The organism is Flavobacterium sp. GCM10023249, from assembly GCF_042653365.1.
GTDB lineage: Bacteria > Bacteroidota > Bacteroidia > Flavobacteriales > Flavobacteriaceae > Flavobacterium.
In genome coordinates, this window is record NZ_JBHSHZ010000009.1 from 641,395 (window position 1) to 662,670 (window position 21,276).

A 21,276-nucleotide genomic window follows, 5' to 3' on the forward strand; every position below is an offset into this window, starting at 1 on the left:
AAACAGTATACAATTTCTGTTTAAAATCAGTCATAAATTATTGATATTGTTTTTTATAATAGTTGGCATACTCACCCGAAGTGACATTATTCAACCATTCGGTGTTAGCCAGATACCAATCGATGGTTTGTTCCAATCCTTCTTGAAAAGTAACCGAAGGTTTCCATCCCAATTCCTGATTAATTTTGGAAGCGTCAATAGCATAACGCAAATCATGTCCAGGTCTATCTTTGACGAAAGTAATTAGTTTCTCTGATTCACCTTCCGAACGACCTAACTTTTCATCCATTCTTTGGCACAACAAACGAACTAAATCAATATTTTTCCATTCATTGAATCCTCCAATATTATAGGTTTCATGATTTCTTCCTTTATGAAAAACTAAATCAATTGCTACAGCGTGATCTTTAACAAACAGCCAATCTCTCGTATAATTACCATCGCCATAGACAGGTAACGGTTTATTATTGATGATATTGTTAATAAATAACGGAATCAATTTTTCTGGAAAATGAAAAGGTCCATAATTATTGGAACAATTTGTAAGTACGTAAGGCAAACCATAAGTTTCTCCATATGCTCTCACAAAATGGTCTGAACTCGCCTTTGAAGCTGAATACGGAGAATTGGGATCGTAGGCAGTAGTCTCGGTAAATAATCCCTCGGCACCTAAAGATCCATACACCTCATCAGTTGAAATATGATAAAAACGTTTGCCTTCAAAATTCTCTTTCCAAAGATTTTTGGCAGCATTTAATAGGTTCATAGTTCCAATCACATTGGTTTTTACAAATGCCAGTGGGTCAGTAATAGAGCGATCCACATGAGATTCTGCAGCTAAATGTAGTACCCCTTCAAACTGATATTTTTCAAAAATACCGTTGATGAAATTTTCGTCAACAATATCTCCTTTTAAAAAGGTATAATTGGAAGCACTTTCAATATCCTTGATATTTTCAAGATTACCTGCATATGTCAATGCATCCAAATTATAGATATGATAATTAGGATATTCATTCACAAAACGTCGTACAACATGTGAACCAATAAAACCTGCGCCTCCAGTGATTAGTATATTTTTCATATTTAGTTTGAACTACCTACTGCTGTGTAAACGAATCCAATTTCCTTCATTTTTTGTTTATTCAGAATATTTCTTCCGTCAAAGACAAAAGCAGGTTTTAACATGTTATCATATATTTTTTGCCAGTCATAAGAAGCAAACTCATCCCATTCCGTCAAAATTGCAACTGCATGTGCATTCTTGCAGGCTTCGTATGGATCTGTTTCAATATTTACTACATCAGACTGGTTACCTAAGTCAAATTGAATTTGAGCGGCTTCCACCTTAGGATCGTAAACCGTTACTTTGGCTTCTTCATTGATAAGATCCTGCGCTACATTAATTGCAGCAGATTCACGAGTATCGTTAGTATCTTTTTTAAAAGCCCAACCCAGCATCGCGATTTTTTTACCCGAAACGGTATTGTACAAAGTTCGAACGATGTTTTTAGCGAAACGATGTTTTTGGTGATCGTTCATAATAACAACCTGTTCCCAATAATCTGCTACTTCATGTAATCCATAAGATTTAGCAATGTAGACCAAATTCAGAATATCTTTTTGGAAACAAGAACCTCCAAAACCTACAGAGGCTTTTAAGAACTTAGGGCCAATTCTGGAATCCATTCCTATTGCTTTTGCAACTTCTGAAACATCTGCTTCCGTTTTTTCGCACAATTCAGAAATAGCATTAATTGAAGAAACACGTTGCGCAAGGAATGCATTAGCTGTTAATTTCGACAATTCCGACGACCAAACATTTGTGGTAAGTATTCTTTCTTTGGGCACCCAATTTGCATATACTTCTACTAGAGATTGAATTGCATCAGTATCATTACCTCCAATCAAAACACGATCAGGATTATGCAAATCAGGCACAGCGGTTCCTTCGGCAAGAAATTCAGGATTCGATAATATTTGAAAATTCACTCCATTACCAGTGTTGTCTAAGATACTTTTAATCGCTTCGGCAGTTCGAACCGGTAATGTAGATTTTTCAACAACAATCTTATCTGATTTAGCAACGCGGGCAATTTGGCGTGCACACAATTCGATATATTTCAAATCGGCCGCCATACCTTTACCTGCACCATATGTTTTAGTGGGTGTATTCACAGAAATAAAAATCATTCCTGCCTCATCGATAGCTTTATCAACATCGGTGGAAAAGAACAAGTTTCTGCCTCTAGCTTCTTTCACTACATCGGCTAAACCTGGTTCGTAAACTGGTAGTTTATCAAGATCCGCATCATTCCAAGCTGCGATTCTGGATTCGTTCAAGTCAACTACTGTTACTTTTATATTGGGACATTTTTGTGCAATGACAGCCATTGTAGGTCCTCCCACATATCCGGCGCCAATACAGCAAATAGAATCAATCTTCATACATTTACTTTTAATTGTGCAAAATTACAGTTTTCCGTCGACTTGGGCACCTAAAACTCCTTTAACATCATATAAAACCGAATTTTCATTTTTCAAGGTAGAAAAATCAAGTTTCAAAAATTCATTATGCGCTACACCTAAGACAATTGCGTCGAATTTTTTTTCAGGTAAAGTTGTTAGAATATCTAAATCGTACTCATGTTTTACTTCTTCTGGATTTGCCCATGGGTCAAAAATGGCAACTTTTAGCCCATACTCCTTTAAAGAATGTATTACATCAACTATTTTGGTATTACGAACATCAGGACAATTTTCTTTAAAGGCAATACCCAGCATTAAAACTTCGGCATTTTTAAGATTAATTTCTTTTTTGATCATCAATTTGATGATCTGCGAAGCAACATAGCCTCCCATACTATCATTCAAACGTCTACCTGCTAGAATGATTTCGGGATGATAACCCATTTCCTGAGATTTTTGAGCCAAATAGTATGGATCAACACCAATACAATGTCCGCCAACCAAACCGGGTTTAAATGGTAAGAAATTCCATTTAGTACCCGCTGCTTCCAATACATCATAGGTATCAATCCCTAAAAGATTAAAAATTTTAGACAATTCATTCACAAATGCAATGTTAATGTCACGTTGAGAGTTTTCTATCACCTTGGCTGCTTCTGCCACTTTAATAGTTGGAGCCAAATGCGTACCGGCCGTTATAACCGACTGGTATAATTCATCCACTTTTTTTCCTATTTCTGGTGTAGAACCTGAAGTGATTTTTAATATTTTTTCTACCGTATGCTCTTTATCTCCAGGGTTAATTCGTTCCGGTGAATAACCAGCAAAGAAATCGATGTTGAATTTCAATCCACTTATTTTTTCCAAAACTGGAACACATTCTTCTTCAGTAACCCCAGGATAAACCGTAGATTCGTAAATTACGATATCTCCTTTTTTCAATACTTTTCCAACCGTTTCACTCGATTTGTATAAAGGATTCAAGTCGGGTCTATTATTTTTATCTACTGGTGTAGGTACAGTAACGATATAATAATTACAATTCGCAATATCTTCCAAAGATGTTGTACAATATAGACCAACGTCATTTACATCTTTTGGCCTTAGAGCCGATTTTAAAGTGGCTTCATCTACTTCCAATGTAAAATCGTTTCCTTGATTTAATTCATCAACTCTTTTTTGGTTGATATCAAATCCTACAACATTATATTTTGTAGCAAACAATCTTGCTAAAGGCAAACCTACATAGCCTAAACCAATAATTCCAATCTTCATTTTATTTCAAATTTTCCCAGTACCATTTTACAGCTTCTTTCAAACCTGCTTCCAATGAAAACTCGGGGTTATATCCTACTAATTCTTTTCCTTTTTCAATACTTGCTAAAGAATGAGGAATGTCTCCCTCTCTATTTGGACCATACTTAATTTCTACATCCGCAATTTTAGCATCGAACTTGGCTAGTTCATTTTTTAGAATGTTAACCAATTGATTCAAAGTAGTCCTATCACCAAATGCAGTATTAAACACAGTATTGATTGCACTTGGATTTTGAGTCAACATTGCCAATTCATTCATCTGGATTACATTATCGATATAGGTAAAATCTCTGGAGTAATTTCCATCACCATTAATCACGGGACTTTCATACTTCATCAACTGCATTACAAATTTTGGTATCACTGCGGCATAAGCCCCGTTTGGATCCTGTTTTCTACCGAACACATTGAAGTATCGCAAACCGATAGTTTCTATCCCATAGGTTTTGCCAAAAATTTCAGCATACAATTCATTAACATACTTCGTAATGGCATAAGGCGAAAGCGGTTTTCCTATAACTTCTTCTACTTTTGGCAGTCCTTGAGAATCTCCGTATGTAGACGAACTCGCAGCATAGACAAATCGTTTTACACCCGCTTCTTTAGCAGCGTGTAATACATTTAAAAAACCAGAAACATTCACTTCATTGGAAGTTAACGGATCTTTAATTGATCTAGGCACTGAACCCAAAGCGGCTTGATGTAAAACATAAGTTACTCCCTGAACCGCTTTTTGGCAATCCTCATAATTTCTAATATCCCCTTCAATAAACTCAAAATTCTTAGTATTGAATAGATGTTCTATATTTTTTTTGTGGCCAGTTGCAAGATTATCCAAACAAACCACATGGTATTCTTTTTCTAAAAAATACTCACATAAGTTTGATCCGATGAAACCTGCCCCTCCCGTAATTAAAATTTTCATATCGGAAGTGTCATTTATTTTTTAAACAAGTTGTCAAAAAACTCTTTTATTCTATTTCTTTTTTCAGGCATATCTAGGTATCCTTCTCCATAGGCTCCATAACCATATCCATAACCGTAACCGTACCCATAACCGTAGCCATATTTAGCTTTATTTTCAAAACCATTGAAAAGAATACTGATATTATCCAACTCTCCTCTTTTGTGTTTGTTATTGACCAAAGTCAACATATCTTTTCGGGTCACATTTTGCCTTACCACATATATAGTTGCATCACAATATTCTGTCAATTCTAGAGCATCTGATACAAGTCCAACCGGTGGTGTATCTAAAATAACGTAGTCGTACTGAAGTTTTAAATCTTCAATCATTTGTTTCATGCTTTCACCCATGATTAATTCGGAAGGATTTGGAGGTACTGGCCCAGCCGTAATCAGGTCAAGATATGGAATTTCCGTTTTCAGCGTAATTTCTTCCAATGTTTTCTGTCCAATCAGGTGATTAACCACACCAACATTATTTTCATATCCGAAATCCTGAAATATTTTAGGTTTTCTTAAATCAAGTCCAACGATAACTGTTTTCTTTTCACTTAAAGCGAAAACAGTAGCGATATTCATCGAACAAAAAGTTTTTCCTTCACCACTGATGGAAGAAGTCAACATCAAAACTTTAGAACCTGCCTGTTGCTTTTTATACAAAAACTGCAAAGACGACCTAACAGCTCTGAAGCTTTCTGCTAAAGCTGATTTGGGTTTTTCAAATACGGCCAAATTAGAATTCGTATGTTTTTTACCAATAACACCGATTATTGGAATTTTAGTCAATTTTCCGATATCCTCAGTATTTTTAATGGTATTATCCAATAGCGTTAAAACAAAAATTAAAACAAGTGGTAGTAAAATTCCTAGGAATAAAGCCAAGACATAGTTTACACTGGTTTTAGGGCCAATTAACCCTCCGCCTGTATCCTTCGCAGGATCAATAAATTGAATATCCGATAAATTGGCCGCTTTGACAATATCAGCTTCGCTTCGTTTTTCAAGAAACGAATTATAGATGCTTTTATTCAAATCGTATTTTCTGTTGATTTTAACTAATTCTTGTTGCTGTTCAGGTAACTTTTTAATGGTATACTCGGCCGCATTAATTTTTCTATTTATGGCACTCAAATCATATTGCATCGACACTTTTGCGGCCTCAATATTTTCCAATAGCACTTTTTTCAAAGCCTCCATCTGAACATCGAAATCCTTGAATTTCTTATCATTTTTCACAACATAAGCCATTTCGGCTCTTTCTGCTGACAAATTGGTAAGTTTAGACACATTGGACACAATATTTGGATCTTCGATACCCGCAACAGAAGGTGCCGGAAGTTTAGAAAAATCACTATTTGAAAGTAAGTAACTTTTAAGCGTGTTGTAATAGGTAATTTTCCTATTCAATAAATCCTTTTCAACATCTAATTCGGTTAATTGGTCTGTAAATTTACTTCCACCCGCTTCCACTTCATAGATATTTTTGCCTCGGCTAAAATCTTTTAATTCGGCTTCAGTATTTTTCAATTGACCCTCCATTGCAATCAATGTACTATCGATAAAATCAATGGTGTTTTCAGCAAACTGATTTTTCATCTGTAACTGTTTTTTAATCAAAACATTTACAGTTCCATTCAAATAATCAACCATTCTTGCCTTATTTGTACCTGAAAGATTTAATCGTACAATCGAACCTGCTTTAACATCATTTTCAATATCTATTCCTTGGTAAGCAGCTACAACTCCATTAAAATCAGCGAAGCGAATCATATAGGTAGCGCCATCATAAAAACCAGGGTTTTTTACCAATTTCAGTTTTAAATTCAAAAAAGGAAGCGCTATTTGTTGACCTAGACTATACTTTCTCTGAAATACATCAACCGGCACGTTCGTTTGTGAATACTCGCCAGTCGAATAATTATATAAGTTTACTTTTGGTTCTTCAAAGGGGATAGACAATTCAAATTCTTTACTATTCAAAAAGTGAATCGTAATTAATTTCCCGTGAAGTTGTGGCAAATTTTTATTTATTTCTACTGAAAAGGGCACTTCTCCATAAGCATCTTCAATGTCATATTTCCCTTGTCGTAAATACTCAATATAGTATTGCAATTCATTGACGACATCCTCATTATGCGAACGTGATTTTATGGTTGTCATTAAAGTACTCACCTGATCGGATGTTCCTCCCCAATTAAAAACCAAACTAGTATTAGAGGTAAAAAAAGGATTATTTTCTTCTTTATAGGCTATTGTCGTAGCCATCCCATAAATTTTTTGCTTTCTAATATTTACTTGATAGGCTATTGTAAAAGTTACCAGTAAACTAATTAAAAACCAATACCAGTATCCTACTATCTTAGAGAAAAGCGCTTTAAAATCGAATGTATTATGCGATTCGAAAAAGGTAAAATCCTTAGTATCCAGCATACCGATTAATTATTTTTAATGATTAAATATGTAGTCAACACTAGAGACAAAGCACTAAAAATAGTGGTAAACGATTGCAATCCGTTGGTACCAATACCCCATGTTTTTTGTTTTAAAGGTTTGACATAAATATAGTCATTCGGTTGAATATAATAATAAGGAGATTTAATGACATCTACATTCGTCAAATCTACAGAATGAATTTCGGTTCCATGTGGATACTGACGAATAATAACTACATCTTTTCTATTACCTACCAAAGTAATATCTCCACTATTGGCCACAGCTTCCAAAATAGTCACTTTATCTTGTAATAAAGTTTTGGTTCCCGGAGACGCTATTTCACCATTGATAGTATATCGTAAACCGGCCAATTTCACTGTAACAAAAACATCTGCTTCTCTATTGAAGTAATCTTGAAGCAACTGCTTTTCAATTTTTTGTCGGACTTCATCAAAAGTCAATCCCATTACCGCAACATCTCCTAAAATAGGAATACGGATATTACCATGGTCGTCAACGGTAAACCCATCAAAGTAAAGTCCTTCAGGACTGGTTGACACTTTACCATCTGACGCAACATTAAACATTTCCACCAACTTAGAATCCAGCGCCTTGATACGGATACTTACCACATCGCTTACTTTCAAACGATACGGTTTCAAAGCCATTTGTTCGATTGCGGCGGTTTGATTTTTTGAATTGGCATCTTGGATATACACCAAATCTTTGTTTGAGATGCATGAAGTCATAAAAAGAAAGGACAACATTCCCAAAAAACAGTATATTTTACTCATTATTAGCTAGAATTTCGAAAAACAAATATAGTTTTTCATTTACAAAAAAGAAACCTTACAACGATTTAATTGTATTAAATATTGCGAAGCGAGTTCTCGAATGGGATTCGGTTGACGATACTTCTTCCAAGGGTAACTTCATCTGCATACTCCAGTTCGTCACCCACAGAAATTCCACGTGCAATCGAAGAAGTAACAACACCGGTTTCTTTTATCTGTTTGTAGATATAGAAATTGGTTGTATCGCCCTCCATCGTTGAACTCAATGCAAAAATGATTTCCTCTACGCCACCAGTTTTAACCTTTTCCACTAAGGAATTAATATTTAACTGATTTGGCCCTACTCCATCAATGGGAGAAATTTTCCCGCCAAGTACATGATAAATCCCTCGGTATTGCCCGGTATTTTCTATCGCCATAACATCTCTTACATCTTCCACTACACAAACCAAATGGTGATTACGGTTTGTATTAGCGCAGATTTCACAAACAGTTACATCTGAAATATTGTGGCAGCTTTGGCAAAATTTGATTTCCTCTCTCATGGTTGTCAAAGCCGAAGTTAAAAAGCCGGTTTGCTCTTTCGGTTGTTTTAACAAATGCAGCACCAAACGCAAGGCAGTACGTTTCCCGATACCCGGCAATTGCGCCATTTCATTTACTGCTTTCTCTAAAAGTTTTGAAGAAAATTCCATGGTACAAAAGTAGTAATTTAGACTGTTTGATTGTTCAAATATTGGATTTTTAGACAACCAAAGGATTCTGTTTCTTTAATTCTAACCTGTCCAACAAATAAACTACCATCGAAATTAACCAATTGACAATTTTTCGTATTTTGGCACTTCTAAAATTCTATCACAAATGACGCCATTTGCCATTCTTTCCCTTATCGTAGTTTATTTCGGTATTTTATTTTTCATTTCACATGTTATGAGCAAGAATAACAGTGACAATGATTCCTTTTTTAAAGCCAACAAAAACTCGAAATGGTATTTGGTTGCGTTTGGAATGATAGGAACCGCCCTATCTGGCGTTACGTTCATATCGGTTCCAGGGGAAGTAGGAAATCCCGATTTACAATTTAAGTATTTTCAGTTCGTACTTGGAAACGCTATAGGGTTTATTATAGTTGCCACTGTCCTACTTCCTTTGTATTATCGCATGAATTTAACCTCAATTTATGGCTATATCGAGCAAAGATTAGGCAAGACGAGTTATAAAACCGCAGCTTCGATTTTCTTAATCAGTCGCACAATAGGTTCAGCGTTTCGATTGTATTTAGTGGTAATCGTTTTACAACGTTATGTATTTGATTATTACGGAATCCCTTTTACAGCAACGGTCTTTCTGTCCTTATTATTAATTTTTGCCTATACCTACAAAGGAGGATTAAAAACCATCATCATTACGGATACATTACAAACCTTCTTCTTGGTTTCCTCCGTGTTTCTTACGATATTTTTCATCTGCAAAAGTTTAGATTTGAGTGTTTTTCAAGCATTTGAAACCGTAAAGGAAAGTCAATATTCAAAAATCTTCTTTTTTGATGATTATTTAAAAGGCAATTATTTTTGGAAACAAATCTTGGGTGGAATTTTCGTAACCATAGCCATGGTAGGTCTTGATCAGGATTTAATGCAGAAAAATTTAAGTTGTGCCAATATTGGCGAAGCCCAAAAAAACATGTTCACTTTTACAGGAATCTTTGTAATTATTAACATTTTCTTTTTGAGTGTTGGCGCCTTACTTTATATGTATGCAGAGAGAAACGGAATTGCAGTTCCTATGGTAGATAATGTTGCCAGAACCGACTTCCTATTTCCCGAGATTGCTTTAAAATCGCTTGGACTAATTCCTGCCATTGTATTTTTATTAGGATTAACTGCAGCTACATTTGCTACAACCGATTCGGCATTAACGGCTTTAACCACTTCTTTCTGCGTTGACTTTTTAGGAATGGAAAAAAGTGAAAACATTAACAATCCAAACATTGTAAGAACACGTCATTTAGTACATATTGGTTTTTCGTTTTTAATGTTTTTAGTCATCGTATTTTTTAATGCGGTGAACGATGCTTCTGTAGTCAAAATGATTTTTAAAATTGCATCTTATACTTATGGTCCACTTTTAGGATTGTATTCTTTTGGTTTGTTTGTAAAAACCAAGACCGTTCACGACAAATTAGTCCCTTTGATTTGTTTGATTTCCCCAGCAATCTGTTATTTCATCTCCACCTATTCGTCAGAATGGTTAGGAGGCTATACCATTGCAGAAGAGCTAATCATCATCAACGGATTGATTACCTTCATTGGGTTGTTGTGTATTAGTAAACCGGCGACAGGAGCAACCCGATTTTAAGATGTACAAAATCAAAAAGAACCTATTAAAAACGGTATCCATTGTAGTATTCGGAATCAGTATAGTAGTTGTTCTTTTATTTTTTTACGCCCTTCAAAGACCACCGAAAGCGATAGTCGAGAAAAGGGAGTATGAACCCTTTGTTCCTTTTTGTGGCACCAAAAACTCTTCAAGCATCGGAAAAGCTATCTTTTCTATTAATTGTGCAGCGTGCCACAAACTCAATGGTTTCAATGACATCATCCTACAGCAATATGCCACTTACAGTGATACTCTTTATTTCGAAAATTACGTACGACATGAGGATTCATTGGTCACAACAAACAAAACAAGAGTTAGCAACCCGATGCATGATTCCGATTTTACTCATAATTTTGATTTCCTAAGTCCAAAAGACATGAGCGAACTCAAAATTTACATTGACTCATTCCTTCTCAATTAAAACTGATTGATAGACAGCAAGACCAAAGTACAAGCCGCTTCAAAGGGAATGTTGTTTTGTTCCAAAAGCGCATACAGTTCAGGATTTTCGGTTCCGGGATTGAAGATAACCCTTTGCGGTTGTAATCCCACTATATAATCATAATACTCTTTTTGACGCATTGGATTAACGTACATCGTAATCGTATGAATTCCGTTCCAGTCGGGGAATCCTGTTTGAATTTCGACCGGGCCAACCTTTTCATTTTTTAATCCAATGGCCACCACTTCGTGACCGTGATCCAACAATTTATTTATCGCTAAAAAAGAATAGCGCTGCGGATTGGAAGACGCTCCTATAACTAATGTTTTCATTCTGTTTTTTATTATATCATAAAATTAGTACATTTAAACTAATATAAACTCTAGCTTAACATTACTTTCATAATTGAAAGGGAATTGAAGGCTATCTTTGCAAAAAACAAATGGATTTATTTTTCTACATTTTCGCCGCCTTGTTTTCGGTATTGAACCCTATTGGCGCTATCCCCGTATTTGTTGGACTTACTTCAGGCTACTCTAAAGAAGAATTAGCCAAAACATCACTTTGGACCGCCATCAATGTTTTTATCATATTGATAGTGGCGTATTTTATGGGTGAATATGTGCTTCAATTTTTTGGTGTAAAACTAGAAGCCCTGCGAATTGCCGGGGGATTGATTATTGCCAATTCCGGTTTCGGACTGTTATCGGGACAAGTAAAAAAACGCAAAGGAATTAACAAAAAAGTAGAAACGGAAGCGCAACAAAAACACGCTATTGCCTTAACACCACTAGCTATGCCTTTATTGGCAGGACCGGGTTCTATCTCGTTATTGATTGCCTTTTACCAAGAACACAACAATTGGGTGGCCCGATCGATTGCCGTAGGTTCGATACTTGGTGTTGCCGTTGCCATTTATCTTGTATTACGAAGCGCGAACTATTTGGTAAAATACTTAGGCGAATCTGGTATTGTTGCCATTTCGAGAATTGTAGGTTTCTTTGTTATTGCTATTGGTATTCAATATATCGTGGAAGCTTTGATTAAAATTATTCATGCTAATTTTTAATGGGGTTGTTTGATTTCGAGCCGAAGTGCAATTGAAAGTCTGCGTTTCGTGACCCGAACCGCTCGTCGTGCTTTCTTTTCTTTTTTGTCTTGACATCTCGTCTGAGGACGAGACAGGCAGAAATCTCGTCTAGGGACGAGACACTGCAAAGGTCAAGACTGCATAGTCTACTCCTAAAAACTAACTCAGTACTGCGTTTCGTGACCCGAACCGCTCGTCGTTCCTCCTCGGCATGTTCTTTTCTTTTTTGTCTTGACACAAAAAAGAAACAAAAAAGGTCAAGACTGCATAGTCTACTCCTAAAAACTAACTCGGTACTGCGCTGCGTGACCCGAACCGCTCGTCGTTCCTCCTCGTCTACGCGGATCACTCTCACTTCGTACTTTCGTTGTTTTTAACGGAGTATCCTATGAGGTCGGGTTGGGATAACGTAATAGGAATCGATATTCGTGCCTCCTCAGCATCTCTTTTCTTTTGCCTTGATGCAAAAGAAACAAAAGATCAAGACTGCATAGTCTACTCCTAAAAACTAACTCAGTACTGCGATTCGTGACCCGAACCGCTCGTCGTGCTTTCTTTTCTTTTGTCTTGACACAAAAGAAACAAAAGGTCAAGGCTGCGATTCTCGGCGGTCCAATTCCATTTCGAATCCTAAAAGAAAAGAACTCGCCTTCTAGGCTCAAACAGCTTTTCTTTTTACGGATTCTTCAATGATTGGAACCTCGCCTGCGAATCTGTGGCCGAAGGGAGTGACGTAATACAATCTAATAATTACTTTACTATTCTGTTTTGCAATACAAATCGCTCGTCGTACCTCCTCGACTTGTCTTTTCTTTTTTGTCTTGACACAAAAAAGAAACAAAAAAGGTCAAGACTACATAGTCTACTCCTAAAAACTACCTCAGTACTGCGCTGCGTGACCCGAACCGCTCGTCGTGCTTTCCTTTCTTTTTTGTCTTGACACAAAAAAGAAACAAAAAAGGTCAAGACTCCATAGTCTACTCCTAAAAACTACCTCAGTACTGCGCTTCGTGACCCGAACCGCTCGTCGTTCCTCCTCAGCATCTCTTTTCTTTTGCCTTGATGCAAAAGAAACAAAAGATCAAGACTGCATAGTCTACTCCTAAAAACTACCTCAGTACTGCGTTTCGTGACCCGAAGCGCTCGTCGTGCCTCCTCGACTACGCGGATCACTCTCACTGCGTACTTTCGTTGTTTTTAACGGAGTATGCTATGAGGTCGAAGGGGATGACGTAATAGGAATCGATATTCGTTCCTCCTCGACTACGCGGATCACTCTCGCTGCGTACTTTCGTTGTTTTTAACGGAGTATGCTATGAGGTCGGATTGGGGATGACGCAATAGGAACCGCTCGTCGTTCCTCCTCGACTACGCGGATCACTCTCGCTGCGTACTTTCGTTGTTTTTAACGGAGTATGCTATGAGGTCGGATTGGGGATGACGCAATAGGAACCGCTCGTCGTTCCTCCTCGGCTATGCGGATCACTCTCACTGCGTACTTTCGTTGTTTTTGACGGAGTATCCTATGAGGTCGGGTTGGGGATTGCGGTTTGGGAGTGATGGGAGTTAAAAAGTAGAATGCGGAAGCAAGAAAGCAAAATGCGGAAACCATAACTTATCGTGCATTTGATACTATTGAACGTGCGGATGTAATAATTTATCGTGCGTTTGAAAATTGTAAGCGTGCGGATGCCATAATGTATCGTGCGGATGGTAATTGTAAGCGTGCGGATGACATAATGTATCGTGCGTTTGGTAATGGTAAGCGTGCGGATGACATAATGTATCGTGCGGATGGTAATGGTATGCGTGCGGATGCCCTAATGTATCGTGCGTTTGGTAATGGTAAGCGTGCGGAGGGAATAATTTACCGTGCAGTACTAACTACTCACGGAAGGGTATAAAAAAACCTTGCAACAGAGCGGAAAAATCCAAATGCTGCAAGGTTTTTATTGGAATAGGTTAGATTATTCTGCTACGTTCCTGAATTTTATGGCGTTGACCTGTTTGAATTCAGTGCTGTTTGCCCCGTAGGCTGATTTGACGTATTTTTTAATTTCCAGTGCGGTGTCGACCAATCCGTTGCTGTCGTCGTAAAGGGTTTTGTTTCTTGCATTTCTAGCATTACGGACTACTGCATGGGCAATGGAGACATCGTTATTTCTTTCGAGTAGTTCGCTTTGTTTGGCTGTGAGTGTCACGATTTTGAGTTCGGTTTCATTGGGATTGTAACTTTCTTCCGATTCCAAAACCGTGATTAAATTCCTGAAATGCTGGATTTGCAAGTCGTATGACTGTTGGCTCGCACTAATGGTTAGCGGAGCGGGTTCGTTTTCATTTACCTGCTTAACAGTTGCGGACGCTCTTTGTCCCTGGAGCTTGCGGTTAAATCCTTTGGCATCGTCGACCATTTGTTTTGGAGCATCGGATACTGCGAGTGCGTTAACCAGTCTTGTCGAGAGTTTTTTCAGGTCTTCAAAGGCAATGAACCGTTTGTTGACGGCATTGTTGTACTGGGTGTTTTTTACGGAAACATTTATTAGGCTTGTTTGTGCATTTGTGGCGATGGTGTTAAGATTGGGGATTTTGAGGCTGGCTCTTGCCGGATTATAATCAGGCCCATAGGTGCTGATTACGTTTAGCAGTTGCTTGAAGTTGGCTACATTTTTTGTGTGACCGGTTTCTGAATTTGTTTTCATGATTTAAAAGTTTTGATTGTTGATTGCGCAATGTCTTTCACTGCGTCTTGCTATTTGAGAGAAATGCCTTACAAATGGTGTGCCAAAATTTAGACTGCTTGGATTGATTAGACTTCTTAGACTTCTTAGACTTCTTAGACTTTTTAGACTACTTAGATTTTTAGACTGCTTAGATTAATTAGACTGCTTGGACTGCTTAGATTTTTAGACTACTTAGATTTTTAGACTGCTTGGTCTGTTTCGATTTGACTTTTAAAACGAAGGGGTTATGGGCAAGTGTGAGGGTTTGTGGCTTCGAGTGCCTCAGCCACCACGATGCATCGAGAGGCTCAGCAACCTTACCTCAGCCACCGGGGTGAAAAACGAGTAGAACTACGTATTGTGGGATTGGAGGGATTTTGGGATATTGCGGAGGGCTGGCAGCAATAGCGCCGCTACCCACTGTGCTTCTGGAAGTACACAAAAACATTAAACAGAACCAAGGTGGATGGCGTAGTTGTAAAAAAATTCTGTATATTTATAAGCGCTGCTTGTAGTGGGTGTATACCTTAGATTAGAGGTGTAGGTGCTATAAATAGCAGGTATATACGAGTTACCAGCAACCTTAAAGACAGACAAGACATATGAATGAAATAGAATTACTCGAGAATTTATCCGAATCCGCTAAGAAAATCTCATATGATAATAAAGACGAATTCGATGTGTTGGAGAAGCGAACCGAAATGCTAATTAGAAAACTTTTTGGTGACGAAAGTCATTACCTGACAGACTTAAAGAACATACGCTATTCTCCAATGATTGTATTTAGCGGTACAACAGACTGGCGAACACCGTTTGAAAGTGGATTGAAGCAATTTAGAAATCTAATTCAGGTAATGTTGGAGGAGAAAAAGCTAAGTTCAAATTATGACAATTCTCAAACATCAAATTTCATTACTTCTGAGAAAATACATAAGCCCGAAAAAAAGGAGCTAAAAGAAATAAGAGTACTAATTGCTTCGCCTGGTGATGTTGTTAGAGAACGGGAGCTGTTACTTGACAAATTAGAGACTAAATTTAGGAGAGAACACTATGAAGAAAGATGTGGCGCGCGAATTATTATCGAAGGCTGGGAATATATTGCTTCACAAACGGGATACGCACAAGATATCATAAATTCTGACCTTGTTGCGAAATCCAACATAATTTTGGCTGTATTCAGACACAAATTAGGTAGTCCGACTATAGATATTAAAACTGGAAAAGACAGATCCCCTTCTGGGACAGCTGAGGAACTTCTATTTGCTATTAGAAACAAATTGATTGCAAATCCACCTTTAGGTATGGCTTACTTTTATTCTATTGCGCCATCGCCATCGTTGGACTCTTTGGACTATGATAAAATTAAAACAGACTGGGACAGACTTAAGGAATTTAAAGAAGAAATCAAAAATGAGATATTGTATAAAACATACAAGATTGAAGAAGAAATTTTAGACATTGCCTGTAAAGACATTTGCGAAAATATAATAAAGTACTTTAAATAAAGGCAGCTATTAACAGGCGTTTGGCAATATGGCGGGTTTAGGCTTAATTTGAAGTTGGTTTTGTATTTGAAAGATTTGGCAAATCCGAAGAATGGGCTTAATTTAGTCCCAAACCCGCTGTAGTACCAGAACTTTAGCAGCAAGTGTAAAACCAACCGCAATACAAAGAATACCATTCTTAAATGAGAACTATTGACAAAGAAACATTTATTAGAAGTTTTAAAGTTTTATCAAATCAATCATTTGACTTATTTCTTGGTGCAGGTGCTTCCATCTCCTCAGGTATTCCATCAGGTGGAGAATTAGTTTGGCATTTCAAAAGAGAAATTTTAAATAGCCTCGGAAAAATAAATGGCAAAAAAATTCAAGATTTAAAAATTGAAGATAACAAAAAAACAATTCAAAGTTATTTTGATGCAAAAGGCGAAAACAACATAGCCAATCCGTATTCATATTATTTTGCCCAATGTTATCCTGACCCATTAGTTAGAAAAGAGTTTTTAACGAATTTGGTTAGAGATAAGAGGCCTTCTGTTGGTTTTATGTGTTTGTCTGCAATGGTTGAGCAACAAAAAATAAATACTGTTTGGACAACCAATTTTGACGACTTGATTGAAAAAGCAATAAACGGATTGAATTATATAAGTTGTCAGATAGTATCACCAGAAAATTCTGGTTCAGTTCGAAATTTCAGAGCAGACATTCCAACTGTCGTCAAATTGCACGGAGATTTTCGTTATGACCCATTGCAAAATACAGATGAAGAATTGCAAAAATTGGAAGAAAGTTTGCACCAATATTTTGTAAATGCATCTACAAAAAGAGGTTTGTTGGTCGTTGGATATTCGGGAAGCGACGAATCTATTCTACAATCACTTGAAAAATCTTTGGAGAATTCAAATGCTTTTCCAAAAGGATTAATATGGTGTATTCCAAAAGGTGTAACACCAAACGAACGATTAACTCAACTTATTGAAAATGCAAATGCTCAAAACCAACGTTCAGGCTTTATGGTAATTGACAGTTTTGATTATTTTCTGCACGAACTATACAAAATTTGTGAAATAACGAATATTCAAATCGATTCAATTGCTAACGAACTTTTTGAAAGACGACAATCTTTTAGATTAAATCAAAATTCATCAGCTACACTTCCCATTCTTTTAAACGCAATAAAAGCAAAGAATTTCCCTAAAAGCACTTTTCTTACCAAAACGAATATTTCTGGAGAAGGTAAATGGAAAAGACTTCGTGAAGCAATTGGAAATTCAAATATCGTTGCATCTTTTGGCGAGTCTGACAGTCTAAATCTTTTTGGCAACGAGCAAGAAATAAAAGATATTTTAAAAAATCATTTAACTGACGAACTAAAAATTGCAGATGTTCCCGAACATATATTTTTTCATTCTAATTCCTTTTATCTTGGAATGCTTTATGAGTTGATTGAAAAAAGTTTGGTTAATGATTATGGATTTTCTCTTTATGCAAAAGGACGAACAATAAGAAAATTTTATTCTGTAAGCAGTCCAATAAGTAATGAAGAAATAGACGATATTAAGAAATGGAACAAAAATTTCAGTATTAGTCAAAACATCGGCATATTTGAAGCGTTTGAATTTAAAATTGAACTTGTCGGCAAAGAATTGTTTCTACTCATTTGCCCAACCATTCATATACAAACAAATTCAGGTGGAGAACCGCAAAAAAATGTGGCTCAATTTCTCACAAATACTATCATATCAAACCGATACAATAAGAAATACGGACAAAAATTAAATTTTTGGATAAAGGAATTACAAAAGAAAAACAAAGAGCTTTCGTTTAAACTTGGTGATTTTGAAATAAAACTTGCAGATTACTATTCAACTGCCGCAAAAAAAGTAAAAGATAATATTTATTGTTTTGACGGTTTTACAAAGCTGAAAGAGCCACCTATTTATTTTCATTTTCAAGATGAATCAAAACAATCCATTCACCCAATCAATGGACTGAAAATATTAGGCCCTTTGGAAGAAAGTTTTGAACCCAACAGCAATACTTCAACGGTCAATCTTGCAATTATCGCACCTGATTTTGGATTTGATAAAGTTAAAACGCATTTGGAATCTTTATTAAATAACGTAAGTCCAAAATGGGAAAAGGAATATTTAAAAGACTTTCCTGGTTTTGATAATGTATTTAAAAAACATTTAATTATTCCAAACTCAATTCATAGTGAATTTGTCATTGCAATTCCTAATAATGAAGTAAAACTATTTTCCGCAATTCAATTCTATGATTATCTGAAAAGCAAGATTGACAAACTTGCTTTAAGAAGCACAGATATTGATTGTGTGGTAATTTACATTCCCGACCAATGGAAAAATTTCAGAGAACTTAAAAACGATAATACTTACTATGACTTACACGATTCATTAAAACTTTATTGCGTAAAAATAGGTTTAAGAATACAGTTTATTGAAGACAAATCAATCAACTTCCAAGACCAAGCAAAAATTCGTTGGTGGCTTTCATTAGGGTTGTATGTAAAATCAAACGGAACACCGTGGAAAATAAAGACAGATAACACGGAAACCGCTTTCATTGGGTTAGGATATGCAGTAAGACAAAATGCAAAAAATAAGGTTGTGCTTGGTAGTAGCCAAATATTTGACGGTTACGGTAATGGGTTGAAGTTTTTGTTGCAACCAATTGAAAAACCTATTTTCTATAACAAAAATCCATTTATGAGTAAAGATGATGCTTTTAAATTGATTAGCAACATAAGAAACACTTATCATAAAATTGACCCAGTTATAGGATTAAAGAAATTGGTTCTTCATAAAACGACACACTTCACAGGTGCAGAAATGGAAGGAATAAGTAATGCGTTAGAGGGCATTGACAATGTTGAGTTATTGCAAATCCAACAGTTTAGTAATTGGAGAGCAATAAAATTGTTTAAAAATCAAAATGAAAACAAACATGAGTTATATAGTTATCCGATTGAGAGAGGGACAATAATTCAATTAGACGATTTTAGCTTTTTACTTTGGACACACGGGCTTGTTGAAAGTCAGGAATTGAATGGGAAATATTATCAAGGAAAACGAGGTATTCCTACACCATTGCTAATTAAGCGATTTAGAGGAACTGACCCGATAGAAACTGTTGCGAATGACATTTTGAAACTTACTAAAATGAATTGGAACGGTGCAGAACTTTATAAAACTTTTCCTGTAACAATTGACTTTTCAAAAAGACTTTCTGTAATGGGAAAACAATTAGAAGAACTTGGCAACAAAGCATATGATTTTAGATATTTTATATAAATAGAACAAAAACACCTGCTGCTAACAAGGTATTGCCAAAAGCGGGGCTGAACGGCTTCGATTGAACTTTTTTACTAAATTTAAACTGTGATATTTCTGTTGAGCGTCAGTGCTAAAACTCCCCGCCTTCGGCAATACCCGAAACATTAGCTGCAAGTATAACCAGTCGTTACAAAAAACACTATGACAAAATTTTTAAAGAAAATCCCACTAATCGTTTATGCAATTATTGTAGTTGCTCTTTCAATTTTTCTGACACATTACATGGAAGAATATTTGATAAGTATAAAATGGATTGAAAAAACAGAAGGAGAAGCAAGAGTTGGACTTTATTCTAGTGTCCTAACTATAATTGGAATTTTCTATGGCGTAATGCAACTTCAATCACAAAGGAACGATAGCTTATTAGCTAATGAATATATTAATCAGCCAGAATTTGAATTTAGAGAATTTTGCTCTGACAAACTTTTAGATGAAGGAGCTTCACCTGGTTGTTGTTGTGTCAGCGGACAAATATGCACAAACAATTGCAATGATGAGCATTGGTTTGACCTAAAACAAATTGGAAGTTTACCTGCAACAGACATAAAAATTTCAATGTTTCACTCAAAAGATAGTAATAATATTTGCTGTGACAAAAAGATTATGAAATTGGAAACAATGAATAAAAACAAAACTTTTCAATACAAACTTCCACCATTTACATTCAACGAAAAACTTTTCGACCAAAATGCAAATGGTTCATTTTTTGTTTTAATATCATACAAATCACTATATTCAAACTTGAAGTACAAAAGGATTTATGAATTAGAGTACAAGCCACAATTAAACGCAAACCTAACAAACGGACTTTGGAGCGACAATATTATATTTTTTTCTGCTGAACTTATTAAATTGACTGATTATAATTCGTTACGATTGCGAGACATATTAATTGGTAGTATTTCCTATTATTTATACAAAATAAAACTTAAAGACACTTTCACAAAAGAAAATTGGATATTGAAATACTAAAATGCCAGCAGCTAAAAGGCGTAGCTATTGCTCAATTCCTCTATTTCCAAAACAACTCCAAAAAAAACCTTGTAAAGTATTTTAAAGGATTTTATACAAAAGTATTTTGGTTATATTTGGGGAGGTTTGTGGGGTAGTTTCATGGGGTGATGTTAGCGGTAGATTTGCTGAACTAATCGTAAAAAACAAATAAGAATATGAAAAAACTTCAAATATTACTATTCATAATTGCATTTAAAGGATTTTCACAAGCCGATACTACAAGAGTAGAAATAATAGAATCAAGAAATGAATCCAAAGTGGACACCGCATTTGTTGACACATATACAGACTATGAATATGGATATTCAATTAAAAAACCTAATTGGCTAAAAGTTGACAAACAATTTAATTTAAGCATGTGGGGCGGAACATTTCCAGCAGTACATAATATTGTAAACGCTGTTTTAATTGCTGGCTATAAAAAAGATAAATTTAAAAACTTTAAAGATTTTCAGAGAGTTTATATAACCGGAAATAAGTTTGGAGAAGTAACACTTTATAGCAAAAACCACATTTGGTACGGAAGAAATGAAAAAGACTTTAAAAAAATACGAAACGGAGTTTCTTCACGTGTCTTTACTTTCTTCAAAAACAAAATTTATCACAATCAATTTGTATTAATTGAAACCTCTAAAGCATATTTATTCATTAATTTTTGTGCTACACCAGAAACATATAATGAAAACATAACCAAATTTAATGAATTCATGAAAGGCTTAGAAATAAACTAAGCCCGCCAATAACATTAATAATTACAAATCAACCATTTAAAACTAAAAAAAACATCCTAGCAA

16 protein-coding genes are annotated in these 21,276 nt (G+C 35.8%); 7 read left to right on the forward strand and 9 right to left on the reverse strand.

All coding sequences use genetic code 11. The annotated features are described in order from the left end of the window. Positions 1 to 37 precede the first annotated feature (37 nt). The 7 genes from rfbB to recR all read right to left on the reverse strand — a co-directional run bounded on the left by rfbB (position 38) and on the right by recR (position 8,674). Complete coding sequence (gene rfbB, locus ACFO7M_RS09675; RefSeq protein ID WP_379714696.1) at positions 38 to 1,084, reverse strand: dTDP-glucose 4,6-dehydratase; 1,047 nt, start codon at positions 1,082 to 1,084, stop codon at positions 38 to 40. A gap of 2 nt (positions 1,085 to 1,086) precedes the next feature. Then, positions 1,087 to 2,448 carry a UDP-glucose 6-dehydrogenase gene (locus tag ACFO7M_RS09680; protein WP_379714698.1) on the reverse strand — a complete coding sequence of 454 codons (1,362 nt, stop codon included), beginning with the start codon at positions 2,446 to 2,448 and terminating at the stop codon, positions 1,087 to 1,089. 24 nt (positions 2,449 to 2,472) lie between these two features. After that, complete coding sequence (locus tag ACFO7M_RS09685) at positions 2,473 to 3,744, reverse strand: nucleotide sugar dehydrogenase (protein WP_379735366.1); 1,272 nt, start codon at positions 3,742 to 3,744, stop codon at positions 2,473 to 2,475. 1 nt (position 3,745) lies between these two features. Then, positions 3,746 to 4,711: an SDR family oxidoreductase gene (locus ACFO7M_RS09690; RefSeq protein WP_379714702.1), complete on the reverse strand. Its 966-nt coding sequence runs from the start codon at positions 4,709 to 4,711 to the stop codon at positions 3,746 to 3,748. Between the two features lie 14 nt (positions 4,712 to 4,725). After that, positions 4,726 to 7,182, reverse strand: a complete 2,457-nt coding sequence (locus ACFO7M_RS09695; RefSeq protein ID WP_379735368.1) for a polysaccharide biosynthesis tyrosine autokinase — start codon at positions 7,180 to 7,182, stop codon at positions 4,726 to 4,728. Between the two features lie 5 nt (positions 7,183 to 7,187). Continuing rightward, complete coding sequence (locus tag ACFO7M_RS09700; protein WP_379735370.1) at positions 7,188 to 7,979, reverse strand: polysaccharide biosynthesis/export family protein; 792 nt, start codon at positions 7,977 to 7,979, stop codon at positions 7,188 to 7,190. A 74-nt stretch (positions 7,980 to 8,053) separates the two neighbouring features. Next, positions 8,054 to 8,674, reverse strand: a complete 621-nt coding sequence (gene recR / locus ACFO7M_RS09705) for a recombination mediator RecR (protein ID WP_379735372.1) — start codon at positions 8,672 to 8,674, stop codon at positions 8,054 to 8,056. A 166-nt stretch (positions 8,675 to 8,840) separates the two neighbouring features. On the opposite strand from recR, the gene ACFO7M_RS09710 reads away from it, so the two are divergent. Together ACFO7M_RS09710 and ACFO7M_RS09715 are read left to right on the forward strand one after the other, a co-directional pair. Next, complete coding sequence (locus ACFO7M_RS09710) at positions 8,841 to 10,337, forward strand: sodium:solute symporter (protein WP_379735374.1); 1,497 nt, start codon at positions 8,841 to 8,843, stop codon at positions 10,335 to 10,337. Position 10,338: 1 nt separating this feature from the next. Continuing rightward, complete coding sequence (locus tag ACFO7M_RS09715; protein ID WP_379735376.1) at positions 10,339 to 10,779, forward strand: c-type cytochrome; 441 nt, start codon at positions 10,339 to 10,341, stop codon at positions 10,777 to 10,779. On the opposite strand, the gene ACFO7M_RS09720 is transcribed toward ACFO7M_RS09715, so the two are convergent. Continuing rightward, a complete protein-coding gene (locus ACFO7M_RS09720; protein ID WP_379735378.1) occupies positions 10,776 to 11,132 on the reverse strand; it encodes a CoA-binding protein in 357 nt (118 codons plus the stop codon). The genes ACFO7M_RS09715 and ACFO7M_RS09720 overlap by 4 nt on opposite strands. A 110-nt stretch (positions 11,133 to 11,242) precedes the next feature. On the opposite strand from ACFO7M_RS09720, the gene ACFO7M_RS09725 reads away from it, so the two are divergent. After that, complete coding sequence (locus ACFO7M_RS09725) at positions 11,243 to 11,869, forward strand: MarC family protein (protein WP_379735380.1); 627 nt, start codon at positions 11,243 to 11,245, stop codon at positions 11,867 to 11,869. A 1,988-nt stretch (positions 11,870 to 13,857) separates the two neighbouring features. Here ACFO7M_RS09725 and ACFO7M_RS09730 read toward each other — a convergent pair. After that, positions 13,858 to 14,589 (reverse strand): hypothetical protein, encoded by a 732-nt coding sequence (locus ACFO7M_RS09730; protein WP_379735382.1) that lies wholly within the window; start codon positions 14,587 to 14,589, stop codon positions 13,858 to 13,860. A gap of 623 nt (positions 14,590 to 15,212) precedes the next feature. Between ACFO7M_RS09730 and ACFO7M_RS09735 the strand changes: the two genes are divergently transcribed. From ACFO7M_RS09735 to ACFO7M_RS09750, 4 genes are all read left to right on the forward strand, one after another. Then, positions 15,213 to 16,115, forward strand: a complete 903-nt coding sequence (locus ACFO7M_RS09735) for a hypothetical protein (RefSeq protein WP_379735383.1) — start codon at positions 15,213 to 15,215, stop codon at positions 16,113 to 16,115. Between the two features lie 557 nt (positions 16,116 to 16,672). Next, the gene (locus ACFO7M_RS09740) at positions 16,673 to 19,426 is read left to right on the forward strand and encodes an SIR2 family protein (protein WP_379735522.1); all 2,754 of its coding nucleotides are present in this window, start codon (positions 16,673 to 16,675) and stop codon (positions 19,424 to 19,426) included. A 183-nt stretch (positions 19,427 to 19,609) separates the two neighbouring features. After that, on the forward strand, positions 19,610 to 20,440 hold the full coding sequence (locus ACFO7M_RS09745) for a hypothetical protein (RefSeq protein WP_379735384.1): 831 nt from the start codon (positions 19,610 to 19,612) through the stop codon (positions 20,438 to 20,440). 197 nt (positions 20,441 to 20,637) lie between these two features. Then, the gene (locus tag ACFO7M_RS09750) at positions 20,638 to 21,213 is read left to right on the forward strand and encodes a hypothetical protein (RefSeq protein ID WP_379714739.1); all 576 of its coding nucleotides are present in this window, start codon (positions 20,638 to 20,640) and stop codon (positions 21,211 to 21,213) included. Positions 21,214 to 21,276: the final 63 nt, after the last annotated feature.